The organism is Microbacterium sp. AZCO (assembly GCF_039614715.1).
Classification (GTDB): Bacteria; Actinomycetota; Actinomycetes; order Actinomycetales; family Microbacteriaceae; genus Microbacterium.
In genome coordinates this window covers 4,198,807-4,220,720 of the sequence record NZ_CP154857.1, presented here as the reverse complement: position 1 = coordinate 4,220,720, position 21,914 = coordinate 4,198,807, and the positions used below count along the sequence as shown (strand labels likewise).

Annotated in this window: 11 protein-coding genes; all 11 read right to left on the bottom strand. The window is 70.3% G+C overall.

The window, feature by feature from the left end:
* Positions 1 to 173: 173 nt before the first annotated feature.
* The 11 genes from AAIB33_RS19035 to AAIB33_RS18985 all read right to left on the bottom strand — a co-directional run bounded on the left by AAIB33_RS19035 (position 174) and on the right by AAIB33_RS18985 (position 21,906).
* Positions 174 to 9,137, bottom strand: a complete 8,964-nt coding sequence (locus AAIB33_RS19035; protein ID WP_345801524.1) for a SpaA isopeptide-forming pilin-related protein — start codon at positions 9,135 to 9,137, stop codon at positions 174 to 176.
* A 341-nt stretch (positions 9,138 to 9,478) separates the two neighbouring features.
* A complete protein-coding gene (locus AAIB33_RS19030) occupies positions 9,479 to 9,694 on the bottom strand; it encodes a hypothetical protein (protein ID WP_345801523.1) in 216 nt (71 codons plus the stop codon).
* 150 nt (positions 9,695 to 9,844) lie between these two features.
* Complete coding sequence (gene tuf / locus AAIB33_RS19025; RefSeq protein WP_345801522.1) at positions 9,845 to 11,038, bottom strand: elongation factor Tu; 1,194 nt, start codon at positions 11,036 to 11,038, stop codon at positions 9,845 to 9,847.
* A 155-nt stretch (positions 11,039 to 11,193) separates the two neighbouring features.
* The gene (gene fusA, locus AAIB33_RS19020; RefSeq protein ID WP_345801521.1) at positions 11,194 to 13,308 is read right to left on the bottom strand and encodes an elongation factor G; all 2,115 of its coding nucleotides are present in this window, start codon (positions 13,306 to 13,308) and stop codon (positions 11,194 to 11,196) included.
* 102 nt (positions 13,309 to 13,410) lie between these two features.
* A complete protein-coding gene (rpsG, locus tag AAIB33_RS19015; RefSeq protein WP_137418066.1) occupies positions 13,411 to 13,881 on the bottom strand; it encodes a 30S ribosomal protein S7 in 471 nt (156 codons plus the stop codon).
* A gap of 5 nt (positions 13,882 to 13,886) precedes the next feature.
* Positions 13,887 to 14,255, bottom strand: a complete 369-nt coding sequence (rpsL, locus tag AAIB33_RS19010; RefSeq protein WP_018171438.1) for a 30S ribosomal protein S12 — start codon at positions 14,253 to 14,255, stop codon at positions 13,887 to 13,889.
* Positions 14,256 to 14,560: 305 nt separating this feature from the next.
* Positions 14,561 to 15,319 carry a hypothetical protein gene (locus AAIB33_RS19005; RefSeq protein WP_345801520.1) on the bottom strand — a complete coding sequence of 253 codons (759 nt, stop codon included), beginning with the start codon at positions 15,317 to 15,319 and terminating at the stop codon, positions 14,561 to 14,563.
* Positions 15,316 to 17,070: a DUF5684 domain-containing protein gene (locus AAIB33_RS19000; RefSeq protein WP_345801519.1), complete on the bottom strand. Its 1,755-nt coding sequence runs from the start codon at positions 17,068 to 17,070 to the stop codon at positions 15,316 to 15,318. Before AAIB33_RS19000 ends, AAIB33_RS19005 begins: the two co-directional genes overlap by 4 nt.
* On the bottom strand, positions 17,067 to 19,580 hold the full coding sequence (locus AAIB33_RS18995; RefSeq protein ID WP_345801518.1) for a transglutaminase-like domain-containing protein: 2,514 nt from the start codon (positions 19,578 to 19,580) through the stop codon (positions 17,067 to 17,069). The genes AAIB33_RS19000 and AAIB33_RS18995 overlap by 4 nt, the downstream gene beginning before the upstream one ends.
* Positions 19,577 to 20,944 (bottom strand): DUF58 domain-containing protein, encoded by a 1,368-nt coding sequence (locus AAIB33_RS18990; RefSeq protein WP_345801517.1) that lies wholly within the window; start codon positions 20,942 to 20,944, stop codon positions 19,577 to 19,579. Before AAIB33_RS18990 ends, AAIB33_RS18995 begins: the two co-directional genes overlap by 4 nt.
* The gene (locus tag AAIB33_RS18985) at positions 20,941 to 21,906 is read right to left on the bottom strand and encodes a MoxR family ATPase (RefSeq protein WP_345801516.1); all 966 of its coding nucleotides are present in this window, start codon (positions 21,904 to 21,906) and stop codon (positions 20,941 to 20,943) included. Before AAIB33_RS18985 ends, AAIB33_RS18990 begins: the two co-directional genes overlap by 4 nt.
* Between the last annotated feature and the right edge of the window lie 8 nt (positions 21,907 to 21,914).

The following is a 21,914-nucleotide window of genomic DNA, read 5'->3' as shown; positions in this document are numbered from 1 at the left end:
CAGGTGACCGTAAACCTGGGATCGACACTCGTCAAGTAACGGGATGACAACAACCTGGGTGAACGGCCGATAACCACAGCCGGCGTCAACCGGGAACGGAATACGCCGGCTGTGGTCAGTCAGTCAGGCGACCGGCGGAGGGAGAGCGGGCGAGGTGCCCTCCCTCCGGTCGGTCAGAGGTCGGCCTTCGCCTCCCCCTTGCGTCGCCGCATCACGACCAGGGCAGTGACGCCGCCCAGGAGGGCGAGGAAGCCCAGCATCGCGAGGGGCCAGGCGGCCCCGCCGCCCGTGACCGGGAGACCCGACAGCAGCACTGTCGCGTCGTCCGCGTCGCGGCCGGGGTCGTCCGGGTCGCCGAAGGTGGTGTAGTCGACGACCGCCACATTGGTGATGACGCTCGCCTTGGAGGCCGGGTTCACGCTCGCGGTGAGGGTGATCCGCGGCGCGGCCTTGGCGCCGTCCGTGGAGTCCGCCGGCTGCAGCGGGCCGAACAGGCTGCAGGTCAGCGTTCCGCCGAAGCCCGAGGCATCCTGTCCCGTCACTGCGCAGGTGGTCCAGTTCGGGAACGTCGCTCCGTCGCCCTTGCCTGCCCACGTCACGTTCGTGACCTTGATGTCCTTCGGGATCGCATCGGTCACGACGACGTTGGATGCCGCGCTGTCCGCGCTCACGTTCGCGACGTCGATCGAGTACGTGAAGGACTTGCCGGGCTCGGTCTTCTCGACGCTCGCCGTCTTCTGGATGTCGAGCTCGGTGTGGCGCGCCGAGAAGCACTCGGGCGTCGCCGGCGGATACGACGCGTGGAACACCAGCGTCGGGTTGACGCTGAAGGTGATCGTCGTGTTGCCGCGCCACGCGTAGTCGAGCTCGGAGTCGTCCAGGATCAGGCCGTTGAAGACGTTGTTCGCCTCCTGAGCCGGCGTCATGACCGTGGTCGTGCCCGGCAGGTAGTACCCGCCGCCCGGCGCGTAGTCCGACGCACGCAGCGCACGCCAGCCCGGGTAATCGATCGCGACGCCCGACGGAGTGAACTCCGCACCCGGCCACCCGATGGTGTCCGACCACGTCGGATCCGAGGCGTTCGGCTGCTCGAGCACGACGCTGGCCGGATCCGTCGTCGCGGAGCCGCTGTCGGGCGTCCACGTCATCTTGGCCGGCAGCCCTGCGACGAGCGACGACTTCTTCAGCTCCCACGACAGCAGCGGTGCATCGCTGACGCAGGTGGCGTAGAGCGTCGCCGTGATGTCGCGCGTCGGGACCGACGCGTCGGCGCAGTTGTTGTCGGGATCGGTGTCGAAGTCCGCTGCGACGCATGCCGTGTTGTCGAGCTTCTCGAGCGGGTCGGGAAGCGCGGGCGGCTCGGCACCCGGGATGAGCGAGACGTCCGGCGTCGGTGACGGCAGGAACTTCACCTGGATCGTGACCGTGAACGATGCTCCGACGGCGAGCGTGTCGGTGAGCGTCAGATCGATCCCGTGACCGGATGCCGCGGGAAGGATGCCGCCCGTGTAGGTGTGTCCGCCCGCGACCGCGAGCGCCAGGAGGCCGAGTCGCTGGTTGATCGACGTGTCGGTCACCCGCACGTGCGTCGCGGGCGCGGTGCCGTTGTTGGTCACCGTCAGCACGTAGTCGAACACGTCGTTCGGCTGCACCGAGGTCTCGCGCGTGGTCCCGTCGCCCGTGAGCGGCAGGAGTGCGGTCTTGGTGATGCTGACGTCGTCGTAGTTCACCTCCGTGCAGTCGACGCCCGTGTCGGAGTACTCGCCCGAGGAGAGCTGCACCCGGTTCCACAGCGGGAAGCCGCTGAAGGTCGCGTTGCAGTCATCCAGTCCTTCGAGCTGGTCCGGCGTCGGAGCCGCCGTCACCTTCACGTCGGCCCATACGCGGTAGACGTGCTCGAGACGTCCGGCGCTGCGGTCGGCCGCGCTGAAGCCCGCGATGTTCTTCACGAGCCACGGGCCGACGCCGTTCCAGGTGTCCTGCGACGGCGTGGGGCCGTCGCCGACCTTCTCGGCGTGCCACTCGCCCACGCGCTCGACGCCGGCCGGAAGCGGATCCGGCTGCTCGCTGAGCGAGTAGATGACGTTGGTCACGGGCTTGCCGTCCACCGCCGGGTCGGCCTTCACTCTGATCAGATAGCTGATCCGCTGCAGGCCACCGTCGACTCGCTCGACCGGCTGGGCGACCTTGGTGATCTTCGGGTAGGACGGCTCGGTGCACGCCTCCCGCACGACCGGGAGCGCGTCGTCGGACGTGAGCGTCACCTTGTTGAAGAAGCCCACCGCCGTCTGACGGGACTGCGTCTCGCAGCCGACCGTGTGGTTCACGAGGTCGCCCGGCTGGATGCGCGCGTGCACCTTCACGGTGTACGTGTGCGTCGCACCCGCCGCGATCGGCTCGTTGTTCGCGAGCGACGCCGTGGTGGCGCCGGCCCCGAACGAGCCCGAGTCGTGACCGGTCCAGGCCGCATCGAGCAGGTCGATGTCGCCGAACTCGAGAGCCTCCACGAGGTCGTACTTCGCCGAGAGGTTGCCCGGGTTGAGCGAGTCGCCCTCACCGTCGACGTCCTCCGAGTCGGGGAGCGTCACCACGATGCTGTACGTGATCTCCCAGATCTTGGTGTCAGGGTCGCGCGACAGGCCGGTGGCCGTCTTCGTGACGTCCGGGTAGACCTTCTCCTCGATGTTCACGCACGTGTCGGCGTTCTGCTCGACGTCCGAGACCGTCAGGGTCGCCGCGTTGTAGAACCCGTGGCCCTGGGTGCCACCCTCGGTGCAGTCCCGCAGAGCGGGCGGGATCTGGTTCGGGATCTCCACGAGCCACGTCACGAGCCACTCGTGCGGCTCGTCCGATCCGCCCAGCGCGACGCCCGTCACGAACGGCGTGCCGTCGCTCGGGATGTCGCTGACCGGGGTGCCGTCGGGATCGGTGTCGATCCGAACCGCCGTACCCGACACCAGGTTCACGCCGGTGGCGAAGCCGGGGACGTCAGCCAGGTCGTAGTGCGTGTCGGTGCCGTGCGGCGTGACCGTCAGCAGGTAGCTGACGCGCCACAGGTCGGGGTCGCCCGGATCCTGTTCGGGGTTCTTGACCGCGCTCACCGGCGTCTTCGTGACCGTCGGCAGGTTCGGGACGATGCAGTCGTAGCCTGTCTCGGAGTCGTCGCCGGCCGTCGCAGTCGCCGTGTTCAGCAGGCCCTGCGGGTCGGGGATGCCCTCGCCCGGCGTCGGGCAGGTGAGACCGATGACTCCCCCGTCCTCGGCCCACGCGTCAGCCGCGATGTCGGCCGTCACCTCGACCACGTAGTAGTCGGTAGCGCCGTCTGCGAGCGGCTTGCCGTTCGCGATCGCGACGGGATAGGTCGACGTGGATGCCGAGAAGGCACCGGTCGGCGCACCCGTCGAGTCCGCGGGAGCCCAGCGCAGCCCGGTCGGCGTGATGCCGGTGCCGAAGCGCGGCGCGTCGACGAGGTCGTAGACCGCCGTCAGCTGCGCGTCGTCCTGGGCCGGGTTCTCGACCGCCACCACGTAGGTGACGAGCCACGAGCCGTCGGGGTTCTGCGAGACGGACTTGGCGTCCTTCGTCACCGTGACGGTCGCGACATCCGTGTCGGCGCAGCCGACGTCGGAGGCGCTGCCTTCACCCGACCAGACCGTGGCGGTGTTGAGGAGGCCGCCCTCTTCGTCGTCGCAGGGCCCGATCGCCGTCGCGTCGCCGCTCGGGGTCACGATGCCCGTCACCGTGAAGGTGTACGACTCGCCCGCCGGGAGCGAGCCCGCCCAGATGGACTGAGCCGGACCGCCCGCCGTGAAGGAGGCTGCCGTCGGCGTCACGTCGGCCGACGTCACGCCCCACGCGTCGCCCGTGAGCGTCCAGTCGGCGGGCGCGGTCGGGAAGGCGTCGGTCACCTCGGCCTGCACCGCCACGTCACCGGGGTTGGTCACGACGATGTCGTACGACAGCGTCCATGCGCCGGTGGCAGCATCCTGAACCGAGGTCTTGCCCGTCTTGAGGATCGTCGGGAACGACGGCTCCGAGCAGGCGGTCTCGGGGTCGGACGAACGGTCGTCGTGCGTCAGGACGGCCCTGTTGAGGAAGCCTCCGCCGTCCGCGCAGCTCTGCCAGTCGTCGTCGGCCCCCGGGAAGTCCGGGATCGCGGCGACCACGACGATCGTGTAGACGTCGGTCGCGTTCGTGCCGTCGGTGTTCTGCGGCAGCGCGCGGTCGGTCGCGAGCTGCGAGGTCCACGTCGTGGTGTCGAACGTCGGCGTCAGGCCGGCGGGTGCGGACGTCACGACGGCGCTCTGCGGCTCGATCTCCGCGGGGAACTCCAGCGAGTCGACGAGGTCGTACACGAAGGTCGAGGCGACCGACGTGTTCGTGACCGTCACCTTGTAGGTGATCTGCCACTTGCCGGCGTTCGGCCCGTCAGCGATCTGGGTGGTCGAGACGACCTCCTTCGTGTAGTCGCCGCTCGCGGGTGCCGCCGTGTTGGTGATCTGGCAGACCGCGTTCTGTCCGACCGCGAGGGTCACTGCACCCGCGTTGAGCTGACCCGCCGTGCAGGACCAGGCCCCGGCGTTGTAGCCGGCCGGGCCCTGCTCCGACAGCTGGTATGCGACGCCCGCCTTGACCGTCTTCGCGCCGGTCGAGGCCGTGGTTGCGGTCCCCGTAGTCAGAGCATCCTGGAATCCGAGCTCGCCGGAGGCGGAGAGGGTCCATTCCGTCGCCCCGTGCACGCCGACGCCGTTGTTCGCGACGTTCTTGACGAGCGTCAGGGTCGGCGCAATGTCGTCGTTGCGGAAGGTGCAGACGACGTCGGCTCCCGCTGCCACCGCCACGGAGGCGGGAGTGCCGCCGGTCGCGGGGGTGAACTGACCGCCCGTGCAGGCGAGGTCGGTCTGCGCGTAGCCCGTGGGACCTCCCGACTCGGCGAGCGTGTAGACCCCGGCCGGGACGAACGCACCCGTCACCGCGGGCGCACCCTCGGCTCCGGTCGCGACGACGACACCGGTCGCGGTGAGCGTCCACTGCGTGTCGATCGCCGTGCCGCCGTTGTCGTTCACGACGTCCTTGCGAAGCGTGATCTTGCCGCGCAGGTTCGTGTTGGTGAACGTGCAGACGACATCGCTGTCGGGGACGGTCAGCGCGAAGGACTGCCCGGCGCCGTTCAGCGCGCCCGGCGTGCAGCTGTAGCTCGAGCTGTACTGGCTGCCGCTCGCCGCGTTCACGGTCTCGTGCAGGGCGACCGAGTCGCCCACGCGCACGACCTTCGTCGCGAACCCGGCGGGGTCGATCCACGACCCGGCCTCGCCGCCGGCGGTGCTGGTCACAGCGGGGTCGGTCCCGATGACCAGGCTCGCGGTGTCGTTCTTGATCGCGTCGACCCACTGCTTCTGCAGCTTCACGGTGTGCGTGCGCGCCGTGTTCTGCAGGGTGCAGGTGACATCGACGGATGCCGTGAACGAGGGGATGCTGCTCCCCGCCGCGAACGTGCCGTTCGGTCCGCACTTCCACTTCGCGTCGTACGTGCCCGTGTTGGTCGTGAGCGACTCGGAGATGGCGACGGAGTCGCCGACGCGGACGGTCGCCACGACGACGTTCGCATCGGTCTCGTTCGACGTGTCCGCGACCGACGGGCCGTTCTGGCCGTTGACCGTCAGAACCGCATCGTCACCCGGGAAGGCGTTCACCCACTGCTTGTCGACGCGGACTGTGATCGTCCTGGGCGTGTTGGTGATCGTGCAGCTGACGGCCTTCGTCACGGTGAACGACGTGCCGAGACCGCTGCCCGAGCGACCGTCGTCGCACACCCACGTCGCCGCGTACGACCCGGTGTTGGCGCCCGGAAGCGTCTCGGCCAGGCTCACGACGTCACCGACGCGCACCGTCTGGCTGATGGTCGCGGAGGCCGGCGCCGTCGAGGTGGCGGAGGTGAGAGTGTCGCCGCCGCGCGTGATCGCGAGGCCGGCCTTGTCGCCGGCGAAGGAGCCGGTCGCCCAGGACTTCGTGAGCGAGACCGTCACGGTGTTCGCGGTGTTGGTGAAGGTGCAGGTCGTGTCGGCGTTCGGGACCGTCAGCGTGTAGCTGCGGTCGCCGCCCGTGACGCTGCCCGCGGTGCAGGCGAAGGCCGTGCCGTAGGTGCCGGCGTTGGCGCCCGGAAGAGTCTCCGACAGGACGATCGCCGCACCCTCCGCGACGGTCACCGTGATCGCGTTGGCGTTGTCGGTGAACTCAGCGGCCGCCGTCGCCGTCGACGTGGCGTTCTTCGCACCTGCCGTGAGCGTGGCCTTGTCGCCGGCGATCGCGCCGACCCACTTCTTCACGAGCTTCACATCGTGGGTGCGCACCGTGTTCTTGATCGTGCAGGTCACGTCGTCGCCGGGGGCGAGCGTGATCCTGCCGCCGCTCACCGTGATGTTCGAGTCGCAGGACCAGCTCGAGGCGTCGTAGCCCGCCGGGCCGGTCTCGCTGAGCGTGTAGGCCGTGTTGGGCTGCACGTTCTTCTTGCCGGTGGATGCCGTCACACCGCCGTCGGACGAGGTGCCGGGCTGGCTGAAGCCGCCCGTTCCAGCGGCCGTCAGCGTCCACTCGGTCGCCGCGTGCGTGCCGACGCCCTTGTTGTCGACGACCTTCACGAGCGTCAGCGTGCTGGGCTTGAGCGGATCCTTGAAGGTCACGACGGCGGCCGTGGTGGTCTCGGCCGCGCCGAGCACGACGGTCTGCGTGTCGGGCGTCGCGAGGTCGTAGCCGGGCGGCGCCGTGATCTCCTTCACGTAGTACGTGCCCCACGAGAGGTTGGTCAGGTTCGCCGTGCCGGCGGTGACGCTGCCGTTGACGAGCGTGTCGGCGTTGCCGCCCGAGGTCTGCAGACCCGCGGCGGCGCCGGTCTCCTTCCAGAGCTGGAAGACCGCGCCCGCGAGCCCGTTCCCGGACATGTCCTGCTTCACGATCGTGAGCTTGGCGGGGTTGTCGTCGTTGACGAACGTGCAGGTGACGTTCTGGTTCTTCGCGAGAGTGATCGTCTTCTGCGCGCTGACCGTCACGCCGCTGTCGCAGGTGAGGCTCGTCAGCGTGTATCCGGCGGGGCCGGACTCCGACAGCGCGTACGTGCCCGGGGCGACCTTCGCCAGCTTCACCGCCGCGGAGCCGCTCGCACCCGAGATCGTGGTGGGGCCGGCTGCCGTCAGGGTCCAGGACCCCACCGTGGCGGTGCCGCCGTTGTTGTTCGTGAGCGACTTGACGAGGGTCAGGGATGCCGCATCCTGCTGATTCGTGACCGTGCAGCTGACGACGGCGTTGACGCCGACCGGGACGGAGAAGCTGCCGGGCGAACCGGTCGGAGATGCCCCGGTGCACGTGACGTTCGTCGCCGTCCACCCTGCCTGCGCCGTCTCGGCCACCGTGACGGTGCGCGAGGAGGTGCCGGCGAGGTCGATCGGGAAGTTCACGGCACCCTTGCTCGCGCCGGAGTTCGGCGTCGTGAGGGCGAGCGACGAGACGTTGCCGCCGCCGGTCTGGATCCACGCGCCCGAGGTCGAGCCGGTGAACGTCCAGCCGCCGGCGGTCGCGTCGATCGTGTTGCCGTTGCCGTCGACGGTCTTCTTCACGACCGTGAGGGTGCCGGCGCAGTTCGCCTGCGCGATCTGGTTGAGCTTCGTCGCGAGGTTCGCGAAGTCGGTCGTGTAGTAGTCCTCGTTGACCGTCGGGCCGGAGACGGCCGCGAGGTTGAGGTACGAGTTGCCCGCGAGGCCGATGCCGACCGCGACGATCTTCGTGCGCGAGCCGGCAGGGCCCGTCATGCTCTTGACGGCGTTCGCCGAGAAGACGCCCTCCTCGATGTTGCGGAAGCCGACGTTGGTCTCGCCGTTGGCGCCGTTGGTGCCCATGACCGTCGGGTCGCCGTCGGTGAGGAGGATGACGACGTCGTAGTTCTCGCTGCCGTTGAACGCGACCTTGCGGAAGGCGTCATCCCAGTTCGTGGAGTCGTTGCCCGATGCGGGGAGTCCATCGATGGCGTTGTTGACCGTCGTCTGGCTGGCGGCGATCGACGTCAGGTTGAGGAACTTGCTGGCCGTCGTGCTGAAGCGGTACAGCGCGACCGACGACGGGGTGCCGCCCAGGGCGCCCGGCGCGACGAAGCTCTTCGCCGCGTTCTTCATCTGCGTCATCTCGGTCGAGTTGATCGACCCGGAGGTGTCGAACACCATCGCGATGCTGAGTCCGCAGCTGTTCGGGAAGGTGGGGTTGCTCCGCACGTTCGCGAAGCCCTTCTCGTCGGTCTTGGTCGTCGCGGACGTCCCTGTTCCGAAGTACGCGGTCGCGTCGCCGGGGACCTCCCAGATCGTGCTGCTCCCCGAGACGTTGTTCGTGAAGTCGATGTACGGCGTCGGGGTCTTGGTGCTGTCGTAGTCGCCGAGGCCCAGCTGGCCGAGGCGGTTCCAGCCGCTCGGCGCCACGCCCTCGAACACCCAGTAGCCCTGGGTGTTGCCGCCGTTGCCACCCGTGCGCGCGTCGACGACGATCTGGCAGAGGCCGTTGGCGTCCGTCGTACAGGTGAGGAGCGACGTCGTCGTACCGGGGGTCGGCCGCGCGCCGCCGCGCGTGCCGTCGACGGCGTAGAACACCGCGCCGGCGACGCTCGAGACGCTGCCGTTGGCCAGACGCGCGCCCAGCTTCTTGATCTGCAGGGTCGTCTTGCCCGCTGCGACAGGTGTCGGGTCGACGAGCGACTGCGGCGAGACCGTGGTGTCGGCCGCGAGCGACTTCGCCGTCAGCGGAGCCGACGCGGAGGGCGACGGCGTGGGCGTCGGCGTCGTCGACGGAGTCGGGGTTGCCGCGGGGGTGTCTGCCGGCGGCGTCGTCGCGTCGGACGGCGGCGTCGTCGCCGCGGGCGGGGTGGTGCTGTCTGCCGGCGGTGTCGAGGCATCCGCCGGCGGAGTGGTCGCGTCGGCGGGCGGGGTGGGCGCGGGAGTGTCGGTGGTGCTCGAGTCGGCGGGCGGCGGGGTCACCTCCGCGGCGGTCGCCGGACCGACTCCTGCGAAGATCAGCGCGCCGGAAAGGACCGTCGCGATGCCACCGGCATACCACCGGTGGCGCAGCGTCAGTTTGCGCTGACGCTCCCTTTCCTCCCGCATCTTGCGGCGCAGCCCCCTGCGCCCCGAATTTTGCCCGCCCAGAACACCAGACATATTGAATTACCCTGTCGCTTCGGACTCCTGGGAACACAGGAGTCCAGCCCTTGAGCCTCTCGGAACTAGAGACCCAAAAAAAGGGAAACGCAATCACCGCGCCGTTTTACGTAGCCCCCAGGCCGCGGCGCGGAATCACCTTTCCCCGATGCGAACCTAGGTGGCTGAGAGTTTCCCGTCAAGTAACGGATCCGAAACGGCGTGCCGGATCCTCTGACACGGGATGCCACGTCGAGGCGCGACGCAGGCCTCGGGCACTCTTCGCCCGAGACTCTTGGATGGCCCGACTACTCGGTGCCGACGGCGCCGTCCGCCTTGTCGCGCAGGTCGTCGATGTTGTCATCGAACTGGTCGGGAGAGATCTTCTTGGCGAGGTCGGCCGCGCTGTCGAACACCTGGTCGCTCACCTGCTCGGCCTGCTCGGACTTCAGGAATCCGTCGACCTGGTCCTTGTTGTCGCCGTAGAGCTTCTTGCCCTGGTTGACGATGTCGTCGAAGCCCATGAGACTCCCTCTCGCTCGCACACGACGCTGCGCCGCTCGTTCAGTCTGACCGGCCTGAGAGCCCGCGTAAAGCCCGCTGGGACGGCAAAAGCCCCCGGGAACATCCCGGGGGCTTTTGCGAGCCGCTGACGCGAGAGCGCGTCGTAAGACTTACTTGATGATCTTCGTCACCGTACCGGCGCCGACGGTGCGGCCACCCTCGCGGATCGCGAAGCCGAGGCCCTCCTCCATGGCGATCGGCTGGATGAGCTCGACCGTCATGTCGGTGGTGTCGCCGGGCATGACCATCTCGGTGCCCTCGGGCAGCGTGATGACGCCGGTGACGTCGGTGGTGCGGAAGTAGAACTGCGGACGGTAGTTGGTGAAGAACGGGTTGTGACGGCCGCCCTCCTCCTTGGACAGGATGTACGCCGTGCCCTCGAAGTTGGTGTGCGGGGTGACCGAACCGGGCTTCACGACGACCTGGCCGCGCTCGACGTCGTCACGCTTGGTGCCGCGGAGGAGCAGACCACAGTTCTCGCCGGCCCACGCCTCGTCGAGCTGCTTGTGGAACATCTCGATACCGGTGACGATCGTCTTCTGCGTCGGGCGCAGACCCACGATCTCGACCTCGGAGTTGATCGCGAGCGTGCCGCGCTCGGCGCGACCCGTCACGACCGTGCCGCGGCCGGTGATGGTGAAGACGTCCTCGATCGGCATCAGGAACGGCTTGTCCTTGTCGCGCACCGGGTCCGGGATGGACTCGTCGACGGCGTCCATGAGCTCGACGATCTTCTCGGTCCACTCGGCGTCGCCCTCGAGCGCCTTGAGGCCCGAAACACGCACGACCGGAGCGTTGTCACCGTCGAAGTCCTGGCTGGAGAGCAGCTCGCGGACCTCGAGCTCGACGAGCTCCAGGATCTCCTCGTCGTCGACCATGTCGCTCTTGTTGAGGGCCACGAGCAGGTAGGGAACGCCGACCTGCTTGGCGAGCAGCACGTGCTCGCGCGTCTGGGCCATCGGGCCGTCGGTCGCGGCGACCACGAGGATCGCGCCGTCCATCTGGGCAGCACCGGTGATCATGTTCTTGATGTAGTCGGCGTGACCCGGGGCGTCGACGTGCGCGTAGTGGCGCTTCGGGGTCTCGTACTCGACGTGCGAGATGTTGATCGTGATGCCGCGCTGGCGCTCCTCGGGAGCGGAGTCGATCGACGCGAAGTCGCGCTGCACGTTGGTGGCCGACGGGTACTTGTCGGCGAGCACCTTCGAGATCGCGGCGGTGAGCGTGGTCTTGCCGTGGTCGACGTGACCGATCGTTCCGATGTTCACGTGCGGCTTGGTCCGCTCGAACTTGGCCTTAGCCACTTGGTCCTCCTCAGGACGGTCGTGTAGAGGTTCCGGGCACTGGTTTGCGACCGGGTCTCTACGGGGATTTCTCTAGCTTAGTAGAGGGGTTCTGTTTGATTCTGTGAAGTTGTGGAAGCCCGGGATGCCTCGTCACCGAGGCATCCCGGAGGCGATCACTCGCCCTTGTTCTTCTGGATGATCTCGTCGGCCACGTTGCGAGGAACCTCGGCGTAGCTGTCGAACTCCATCGAGTACACGGCGCGGCCCGAGGTCTTCGAGCGCAGGTCGCCGATGTAGCCGAACATCTCCGAGAGTGGGACGAGGGCGCGGACGACCTTGACGCCCGCCGCGTCCTCCATCGACTGGATCTGGCCACGGCGGCTGTTGAGGTCGCCGATGACGTCGCCCATGTACTCCTCGGGCGTGCGGACCTCGACGGCCATGACCGGCTCGAGCAGCACGGGGTTCGCCTTGCGGGCGGCCTCCTTGAAGCCCATCGAACCGGCGATCTTGAACGCCATCTCCGACGAGTCGACGTCGTGCGACGCGCCGTCGTTGAGGGTCGCCTTCACACCGACCATGGGGTAGCCGGCGAGGATGCCGACGGCCATCGCGTCCTGGAAGCCCTGGTTGGTCGGCTCGATGTACTCGCGCGGGATGCGGCCACCGGTGACCTTGTTCTCGAACTCGTAGATCTTGTCGGCCGTGACCTCGATGGGCTCGAGCGCGAACTGGATCTTCGCGAACTGACCCGAACCACCGGTCTGCTTCTTGTGCGTGTAGTCGTGGCGCTCGACGGCCTTGCGGATCGTCTCGCGGTACGCGACCTGGGGCTTTCCGACGTTGGCCTCGACCTTGAACTCGCGCTTCATGCGGTCCACCAGGATGTCGAGGTGCAGCTCGCCCATGCCCTTGATGACGGTCTGGCCGGTCTCGGCGTTCTGCTCCACGCGGAACGTCGGGTCCTCCTCGGCGAGCTTCTGGATGGCGACACCCAGCTTCTCCTGGTCGGCCTTCGTCTTGGGCTCGATGGCGACCTCGATGACGGGCTCCGGGAACGTCATCGACTCGAGCACGACCTGGTTGGCCGAGTCCGACAGCGTGTCGCCGGTCGTGGTGTCCTTGAGGCCGATGACCGCGTAGATGTGACCGGCGGTCACCGAGTCGACGGGGTTCTCCTTGTTGGCGTGCATCTGGAAGATCTTCCCGATGCGCTCCTTCTTGCCCTTGGTCGCGTTGACGACCTGGGCGCCGGAGTCGAGGTGACCCGAGTACACGCGGATGTACGTGAGGCGACCGAAGAACGGGTGCGACACGATCTTGAACGCCAGGGCCGCGAAGGGCTCGCTCGCGTCGGCGTGACGCTCGATGACGATCTCCTCGTCCTTCGGGTCGTGCGCCTCGATGGCGGGCACGTCGAGGGGCGACGGGAGGTAGTCGACGACCGCGTCGAGCATGGGCTGCACGCCGCGGTTCTTGAACGCCGAGCCGCACAGGACGGGGTAGATCTCGGAGTTGATCGTGAGCTTGCGGATCGCGCCCTTGATCTCGGCGACCGTGAGGCCCTCGCCGCTGAAGTGCTTCTCGAGGAGGTGCTCGTCGGTCTCGGCGACCGTCTCGAGCAACTGCTCGCGGTACTCGGCGACCCTGTCGGCCATGTCGGCCGGAATCTCCTGGATCTCGTACTTGGCGCCCATGGTGACATCACCCTTGGCGTCGCCGGGCCACACCAGGGCGCGCATCTCGACCAGGTCGACGACGCCGACGAAGTCGTTCTCGACACCGATGGGCAGCTGCAGCACGAGCGGCTTGGCCTTCAGGCGGTTGACGATCGTGTCGACCGTGAAGTAGAAGTCGGCGCCCAGCTTGTCCATCTTGTTGACGAAGCAGATGCGGGGAACGTCGTACTTGTCGGCCTGACGCCAGACGGTCTCGGACTGGGGCTCGACGCCCTCCTTGCCGTCGAAGACGGCGACCGCGCCGTCGAGGACGCGGAGCGAGCGCTCGACCTCGACCGTGAAGTCGACGTGGCCGGGCGTGTCGATGATGTTGATCTGGTGCTTGTCCCAGAAGCAGGTGACGGCGGCCGACGTGATCGTGATGCCGCGCTCCTGCTCCTGCTCCATCCAGTCGGTGGTGGCAGCGCCGTCGTGCGTCTCGCCGATCTTGTGGTTGACGCCCGTGTAGAAGAGGATGCGCTCGGTCGTCGTCGTCTTGCCGGCATCGATGTGCGCCATGATGCCGATGTTGCGGACCTTGTTGAGGTCGGTGAGCACTTCTTGTGCCACGGGGTGTTTCCTTACTTGTCGGAAGCCGGGTGACCGTTCGTGACGATCAGGCGGGTGGGGCGGTCGCGCCGAGGGGATGCCACGGCACGACCGCCGCGCTGGTTACCAGCGGTAGTGCGCGAAGGCGCGGTTCGACTCGGCCATCTTGTGGGTGTCCTCGCGGCGCTTCACCGCGGCACCCAGGCCGTTCGAGGCATCCAGGATCTCGTTCTGGAGGCGCTCGGTCATGGTCTTCTCACGACGGCCCTTGGCGTAGCTGACGAGCCAGCGGAGGGCGAGCGTGTTGGCGCGGTGAGGCTTGACCTCGACCGGCACCTGGTAGGTCGAGCCGCCGACGCGGCGCGACTTGACCTCGAGGGTCGGGCGCACGTTGTCGAGGGCCTTCTTGAGCGTGGCGACGGCGTCCTGGCCGTTCTTCGCCTCGACGCCGCGGAGGGCGGTGTAGACGATCGACTCGGCGAGCGACTTCTTGCCGTCGACGAGGATCTTGTTCACCAGCTGGCTGACGATCGGAGCGCCGTAGACCGGGTCGTTGACGACGGGGCGCTTCGGGGCGGGTCCCTTACGAGGCATGTTCCTTAGCCCTTCTTCGCGCCGTAGCGGCTGCGAGCCTGCTTACGGTTCTTCACTGCCTGGGTGTCGAGCGCACCGCGGACGATCTTGTAGCGGACACCGGGGAGGTCCTTCACACGACCGCCGCGGACGAGCACGAGCGAGTGCTCCTGGAGGTTGTGGCCCTCACCGGGGATGTAGGCCGTGACCTCGGTGCCGTTGCGGAGCTTGACACGGGCGACCTTGCGCATGGCCGAGTTCGGCTTCTTGGGCGTGGTCGTGTACACGCGGGTGCAGACACCCGCCTGCTGCGGGTTCGCCTTGAGCGCCGGCGCCTTGGTCTTCGAGACCTTGGGCGAGCGACCCTTGCGAACCAACTGCTGAATGGTTGGCACGTTCTCTCCTTATTTGTGCTGCACGGTGACAGCGACGTGGTCTCCCCTCGCGCTCGGCGGATCTTTCGATCTGTTTCGCGTGAGGCTCACGTGGATCCACCGGCGCGGCATGATGGTGCCGGGCTGTTGTGTGGTGGATATGCCGTGGGGGTGGCCTGTTCGCAGGCCGTTCCCTGAGATGCGGCGTCCTGCGGCCATCTTCCGGGCCGAGGCGCGGCGGACGGCGCGCGAGAGCGCACACCCTCCTATGATACGCGGGATGCCGGGGGGTGGTCAAACCAGCGGAGGCCTCCGCCGAGCTCCGCCTAACCCGCCGTCGTGAGCAGGGCGACGAGCACGGCGACGGCGGCGATGAGGACGATGGATGCCGCGACCACGGCGATCGTCGTGCGCCGGCGCGCGCGCCGCCGGGCGAGCGACTCGCCGGCAGCGGTGTCGGCGGGAAGCTGCGGGTCGCGGACCGCGGGCGGGCACCGGCTCGCCGTCACGGGCTGCGGAGGACGGGGTGAGTAGGCAGGGCGCTCCGCCTCAGGCGCCTGCGCGACGCGGCCGATCGCGGGGAGGCCGGGTGCCGTTGCGGCGGCCGGACGGTCCGGGGATGCCGCGCCCTCGTCGTGACGCGCGGCGCGGCGCCGCGACTCCCGGCGGGCGACGACGGTCGACCCGTCCTCGGGCTCGGCTTCTCCGGGCTCGGGCTCGCCGGTGGACGGGGTCCGCCGGGGACCGGGCGGCGCCGTGACGGCGCTCGGCTCCGTCGGCCCGGGGTCTGCGGCATCCACTCCCCCGCCGGACCGACGGGAGACGCGCGTCGCCTCGTCGACCTCGCCGCGCAAAGCGCGGACCGTCTCCTCGTCGACCTCGCCCTCTGCGGGCGTGCGGACGGTGTTCTCGTCGACCCCGCCCCGCGGAACGCGGATCGTGCTGTCGTCGGGCTCGCGCCGCGGAACCCGCACCGTCGCCGCGTCGACCTCGCCCTGCGGTTCGCCGATCATGCCGCCGTCGTGGTCACCCCGCGGAACGCGGATGGTGCTGTCGTCGGGCTCCGCGTCGTCGCCGCCGGTCACCCGTCGCTCCGGCTGAGCGACACCTCCGCGTCGCCGAGCAGGAACCGCTCGCCGGCCTCCGTCGCCTCTCCGGGCGTCGCGGCGACCTCGGTGCCCATGAGCGTCGTGAAGAGCACGCCGTTGGTGGAGGCGAGGTCCGTGATGTACCAGCGGTCGTCGCGCAGCTCGAGACGCGCGTGCGTCTTCGAGACGGTGCGGGTGTCGTCGTCGAGCGACACGAGCTGCGCACCGGGGAACTCCGGATCGATGGACGGGCGACGTCCCAGGATGACCGTCTCGGCGGTCAGCGGCACGCGCGCGCCCGAGGGGCTCGTGAGGGTCCATGCCGTGCGCTTGCGGCGCGCGACGATGGTCGCCTCGAGCTCCTCCTCCTCGGGGATGTGCGGCTGCGTGTGCAGGGCCGACACCGACGAGAGCGCGGAGCGGGGCATCCCGGCGTCGGGCGCGCCCGCGATGGCCGAGACGGGGCCCGAGCTCTCGGGGAACGCCTCCCCCTCGCCGGGCACGGGGGATGCGGCGGGCGCCCACGGCTCACGCGAGGCGGCTGGAGCCGGCGCGGCGGGCACGCGCGTGACGGGCGGACGCACGAGGGAATCGTCCTCGGGCAGCACAGGGCCGTCGACCGGGCGGGCGCTGCGGGAGGCGGCGGAGACGGGGGCGGGCGCGCCGCTCACGGCATCCGTCACCTCGCTCGTCGCGGACGCGGGGCCGAAGTCGAAGTCCCAGGACGGCTCATCGGACTCGGGGACGTCCCACGAGGGCGCGTCGGCCGGCGCCGAGCGACGGGCGATGGGCGGGAAGGATGCCTCGTCGGCGTCCTCCTCGTCGGCGTCGGGCGCCAGCGGCGCGGCGGAGACCGCGATGGGTTCGGTCATGGAAGCGGGAGGCGGCACGGGAGAGGACGGGACGGCCGAGAGCGGGCCCCGACCGGTGGACGCCCGCTCGGCCGTCGGCGCGGCCGGCGCGGCGACGATCGGCGCCGCGCGGACGGCGGGGCTGGGGGCGGGCGCCGGCCAGTCCGAGGGCGTCGCCGGCGCGGGCCGAACCGAGGGCGGGACGGACATCACCGGCGCAGGCGCAGGCGGGGCCGACGGCGCGTCGGACGCTGCCGAAGCCTGCCTCGGCGGGGCCGACGGCGCGTCGGGCACGGACGACGCCGGCGCCGGCCAGGCCGACCCGGCCGCCACGGGCGCGCCGGACTCCGCCCGCGTGGGCGGGATCGGCGGAGGAGGTGTCCAGCCTGCCGTGGCAGGAGCCGGGCGCCCGTAGGCGGGCGGGGGCGTGAACGGCCCAGCCGACGGGGAAGGCGCAGCCACCGCATCGGGCAGCGGGGGCGGCGGCGCGACGTCGGCGTAGGTCGCGCGGACGGGGCCGCGCGCGGCCTCTTCGCGACCGAGCCAGCGATCCGGGCCGAAGCCGAGCACGGTCGCCCAGATCGGGAAGAGGAGCGCTGCGAGCACGGTCATCCCGGCGCCGTGCCCGAAGGCGACGTTGATGCGGTACGACGCGATGACGGTCACGACGAAGCCTGCGAACGGGAGGAGGAAGAGCAGGACGAGCCACCCCGAGAGCCCCGCGACCCTCAGGAAGACGACGATGTTGAGGACGGGGACCCACGCCTTCCACGCCGACTCGCCGCTCTTGCGGAAGACCGCACCGAGGGCGATCGCCGTCCACGCGTAGAAGAGCACGAACGTCACGAGCGACAGCGTGCCGAGCGTGACGGTGTTCCACATTTCGAGGTTGGTCATGGCGATGTGCGCTCACGCCGTGCGGCGCGGCGCTTCCCCCTTTCGGCGGTGCGCTCCCTCAGCCCCGCCGTCGGAGCCAGGTGGCGCATGAACGATCTCAACGATACGGCCGCGCGGAGGCGACGCCAGAACCCGGCTTCGGCGGACAGCCCGCGGCGCTCCGTGTCGACGATCCGCCAGAACTCCTCCGCCTCGGAGATCGTTGCGACACCGCCCGAGAAGACGGCGCGGTCGGCGCCTTCCGCGAGCGCGGCACCGGATGCTGTGCCGAAGCCGGCCGCGAGCTCGGCCCGCGTCGAGGCCTTGGGAGCACCGCGCCCGGCGTCGATCGCCGCGTCGACGTACTCGTCCCAGCCGCCGGCGATGCGCGCGACGGCCGGGCCTTGCGTGCGACGGCCCCGGCGGCGGAAGCCCTTCGCCGCGACGACGGCGATGAAGGGGCCGAGGGCGAGGACGAGGATCGCGGTGACGATGCCCGCGACGCGGAGCGTCGGCCACAGCCACGCGAGGTCGGGGCCGGTGTCCTTCGGCGTGGAGTCGTCGTTGCCGGAGTCCTCCTGAACGGGGTCCGGCGGCACGACCTCCTCGACGGAGTCGGGGCGCACCTCCGTGACGTTCTCGGGGTCCCGCTGCTCGGTGACGTCGAGGCTCGGCGACGCCTCGTGCTGCGGCGTGACGTCGACGGGCACCCACAGGCCGGAGGCATCCTGGACCTCCGTCCACGCCGAGAGGTCACGGGCGCGGCACACTCCCGCGTCGCAGGCGGGGAGGTCGGCGTCCGACGACGTGAGTCTGGCACCCACGACGACCCGGGAGGGGAAGCCGAGCTCGCGGGCGATGAGCGCGACGGCGACGGCGAACTGCTCGTCGTCGCCCACCGCGGCGACGTAGTTCCCGGAAGCCTCGGCCCGCGGATCGGTCTCGCGCTCGAGCAGCCGGGTGAACAGCGTGTCGATGCGGGCCAGCGAGTGGCCCGAGGCGCTCGGCTGGAAGGTGTAGCCGGCGAGGTCCGCCATCCACGAGGGCGTGTCCTGGCCGACGGAGAGGGCGTGGCTCAGGTACCCGCGCTCGCGCAGGAGGCGTACGAGCTCCTCGAGCGCCGCTCCCCCGGAGCCGGTCGTGTGGCGATCCACCCACGTCGTGAGGCTGTCGGGCGCCGAGACGGAGTCGTCGACGCCGCCCGGCGCCTGGAGCGAGCCGAGGGCGGGAAGGCGCGGGTCGACGGCCTGCAGCTCGTAGGAGTCCCCGGCGGCGAGGCCGTTATCGCCCGTCGTCTCGACGCCCGCCGCGGCGGACTGGCTGTAGTAGAAGCTGTCGGCGAGGCTCGAGGACCGGTCGCCGTCGAAGGTGACGGACGAGAGGCGGCCGGAGGTCGGCATCCAGATCCCCCGCAGGTCTTCGATCGAGACGGTGAGCCGCACGGGGTCTCCGGCGCCGGCGTCGAGCGTCGAGGGCACGCGCACGAAGCGCGCTTCGCCGGTCGCGTCGCCACCGCCCGAGCGGAAGACCTCGCCGTCGTAGCTGTCGAGGGTCGCGAGGCGGATGCGGGAGGGCGAGCCCTCGAGCGCGGCGACGCGGAAGAGCACGTCGTCGGCGCCGGCGCCCTCGAAGCGGGTGCGGTAGGTCGTGAGCGGGCTGACCTCGGCCGCGAGGTCGACCTCGGGGCCCACGGCGGAGCGCAGGACGTCGCGCTCCGCGCCGCGCGCGGCCCACGGCACGACCGCCGCCCCCGCGACGACGGCCAGGGCGAGCATGCCGGCGCCGAGCGCCGTCCGGCGACGGTCGGCACGGCTCGGGCGCCGCGAGATGCGCACGCCGCTCGAGACGGCGGCGCGCTGCAGCGCACGCACACGCTCGTCGCGGTTGCGCCACGCGAGCCAGAGCACGCTCGCGACGAGCGCGGAGATGCCGATCGCCGTCTCGACCGGCGCGTACACCGTGAGCGGCCCGAGCTCGATCGGCGAGCTCGTGACCGGACGGCCGAAGAAGAGGCCGAACGACGTCATGGCGATGCCAACGGGCGCCGCGGCGTACGCGGCGCGGTCGTCGCGCCACGAGAGGGCGAGCGTCGCGCACGTGCCGACGAGGAAGACGATGAGCGCGGGCACGAGGAGGTTGCGGTACGTCCCGACCGGGAGGTCCACGGTGACGAGGTCCTTCCACGCGAAGACCGTGCCCGCGAGGAGGTCGCCGAGTCCGCGGAGCAGCTCGAGCGGGGCGCCGAGGCGCGAGGGGACCGCGAGCGGGACCCCGAAGATGAGGAACGCGGCGGTGACGGCGGCCGTCGTCATCCATCCGTCCCAGCGGCGAAGACGCGAGACGACGGCGATGCCCGTCGCCAGCACGACGGAGGCGCCCACGAGGAGCAGGAACCAGCCCGACCGGTAGACGGGCCAGGCGGCGAGCGCCGCGATCGCGACCATCGCGGCGGTGTAGATCGAGCCCGCGACGAGCCGCGGGACGGCCTCCGACGACGTGCGGCGCGGACTCGTGAGGACTGTCGCGGTCACGAGGCGGCCCCTCGCAGGAGGAGTCCCGACAGGTCGTCGAGCGTCCCCACGGTGAGCACGCTGAGGCCCGCCAGCGACCGCATGCGCGGGTGGGCCCGCTCGTCGCAGATCACGGCGATGACGGCCGTGTCGGCGGGGAAGCCGAGCGCCGCCTGCTGCAGGCGGGTGAGCGACACGCGGGAGCCCGTGACGATGACGGCGACGGAGAGGCGCTCGTTGGCCTCGGCCGCGAGGCGGCACACATCCTCGATCGGCATCGTGTTCTCGAGCAGGTCGATGCCGCTGAACCCGTCGAGGAGAGTGCGGGGGGATGCCGCGGGCAGGTGCTGCACGGCGCGGAGGCGCCCGCGCACGACGCGCGGCACCTCCGACCCGACGACGATGTCGACATCGCGCGCGTCGCGCACGGCGCGGAGCCCGAGGGATGCCGCCGAGCTGACCGCGAGCTCGAACTCGTCGGCATCCAGGTACTCCGCCTCGGCGATCGCGAGCACGATGGCCATGCGCGAGCGGCGCGACTCCTCGTACTGGCGCACCATGAGCTGGCCCGTCTTGGCGGTCGACTTCCAGTGCACCTGCCGCCACGAGTCGCCGGGCGCGTACTCGCGGATGGCGTGGAACGACATGTCGGCGTCGACGAGGCGCCGCGTCGGCGCGCCCTCCAGGTCGCGGATGAGGCCCGCGCTCGTCGAGGGGACCCCGATCGTGCGGGGGTGCACGTAGAGCTCGTGGACGTCTTCGAAGGCGTGCTCGCGCCGGAGCAGACCGATGGGGTCGCTCCGCACCGTCGTGGCGGGGCCGACCGTCACGATCCCGCGACGCAGGTCGGGGATGTCGAGGGGCTGCCCGATCGTGTGACCGGGACGCAGCAGCGGGACGCCGAACTCGACGAGCCCCTCGCCGACGGGGATGTCGATGCGTCCCGGCAGGGCCGTGCGGGTGCTGTCGTTGCGCACGACGATCTCGCCGACGACGCCCTGGCCCGCGACGACGCGCTCGTGCGCGAGGCTCAGGTCGACGTCGTACGAGCGGGCGCCGAAGAGGAACGGCACGGCCATCGCGAGGAGGAGCACCGAGATCGCACCCGCGACCATCCACTCCACCCAGCCGAAGGCGAGCGCCAGCACGAGTCCCCCCGTCGCGGCCGCCGCGACCAGCACGCCCGCGGGCCGCACGGTCCGCGACGCCCACGTCGCAGCCGCCGCGACCCCGGCGCCGAAGGCCCGGGAGGCCTGCGTGGTCCACACGACGGCGCGCACGAGCGCGCGGCCCCGCCGGAGCGGCGCCACGGTGCGCGTCGTCGCGCCCGTCCCCGACCCCGTCGAGGTCGAGGTGCGGGTGAGGCGGGACTCGGTCAGACTCATACGGCCTCGCGGCGGGTGGGCGGAGCGATGTCGAGCAGCACCTGGCCGATGACGGCCTCCTGCGTCACGCCGTCGAACTCCGCCTCGGGGTGGAGTATGAGGCGGTGCGAGAGCACGGGCACGGCGAGCGCCTTGACGTCGTCGGGCGTCGCGTAGGTGCGCCCCTGGGAGGCGGCGCGGGTGCGGGTCGCGTGCGTGAGCGAGAGGGCGCCCCGGATGCTGACCCCCAGTCGCACCTCGTCCGCGGAGCGGGTGGCATCCACGAGCCGCGCGATGTAGTCGAGCACGAGCGCGTCGACGTACACCTCCTGCGCGAGATCGGCCATGCCCACGAGCGCCTGCGGGGTGATGATCGGCGCGAGCTCCTCCGTCGCGACGGCGGCGCCGTCGAGGATGCGCACGGTGGACGCGTGGTCGGGGTAGCCGAGCGACGTCCGCATCATGAAGCGGTCGAGCTGCGCCTCGGGCAGACGGTAGGTGCCGGCCTGCTCGACGGGGTTCTGCGTCGCGAGTACGAGGAACGGCACACCCACGTCGCGCGAGACGCCGTCGATCGTGACGTGCCCCTCCTCCATGACCTCGAGGAGCGCCGACTGCGTCTTGGGGCTCGCGCGGTTGATCTCGTCGGCCAGCACGATGTTGGCGAAGACGGGTCCCGCGTGGAACTCGAACTGCCCGGCCTTCTGGTCGTAGACCGTGATGCCGGTGATGTCTCCCGGCAGCAGGTCGGGCGTGAACTGGATGCGCGTGTTCGTCCCCTGCACGGACTGCGCCATCGCGCGCGCGAGCGACGTCTTCCCAGTCCCGGGGACGTCCTCGAGCAGCACGTGCCCGTCGCTGAGCATCGCCGTCAGCACCAGCTCGACGACGTGGCGCTTGCCCAGGATGGCGCGCTCGACGTTGTCGGAGATCTGGGCGAACGTCTGCGCGAACCAGGTCGCCTGCTCCTGCGTCAGGGTCATGGGGGATG

Coding starts and splice junctions, on each gene's coding strand:
- AAIB33_RS19035 (WP_345801524.1), bottom strand. CDS start 9,137: ATGCGGGAGGAAAGGGAGCGTCAGCGCAAACTGACGCTGCGCCACCGG.
- AAIB33_RS19030 (WP_345801523.1), bottom strand. CDS start 9,694: ATGGGCTTCGACGACATCGTCAACCAGGGCAAGAAGCTCTACGGCGAC.
- rpsG (WP_137418066.1), bottom strand. CDS start 13,881: ATGCCTCGTAAGGGACCCGCCCCGAAGCGCCCCGTCGTCAACGACCCG.
- AAIB33_RS19000 (WP_345801519.1), bottom strand. CDS start 17,070: ATGACCAACCTCGAAATGTGGAACACCGTCACGCTCGGCACGCTGTCG.
- AAIB33_RS18990 (WP_345801517.1), bottom strand. CDS start 20,944: ATGAGTCTGACCGAGTCCCGCCTCACCCGCACCTCGACCTCGACGGGG.
- AAIB33_RS18985 (WP_345801516.1), bottom strand. CDS start 21,906: ATGACCCTGACGCAGGAGCAGGCGACCTGGTTCGCGCAGACGTTCGCC.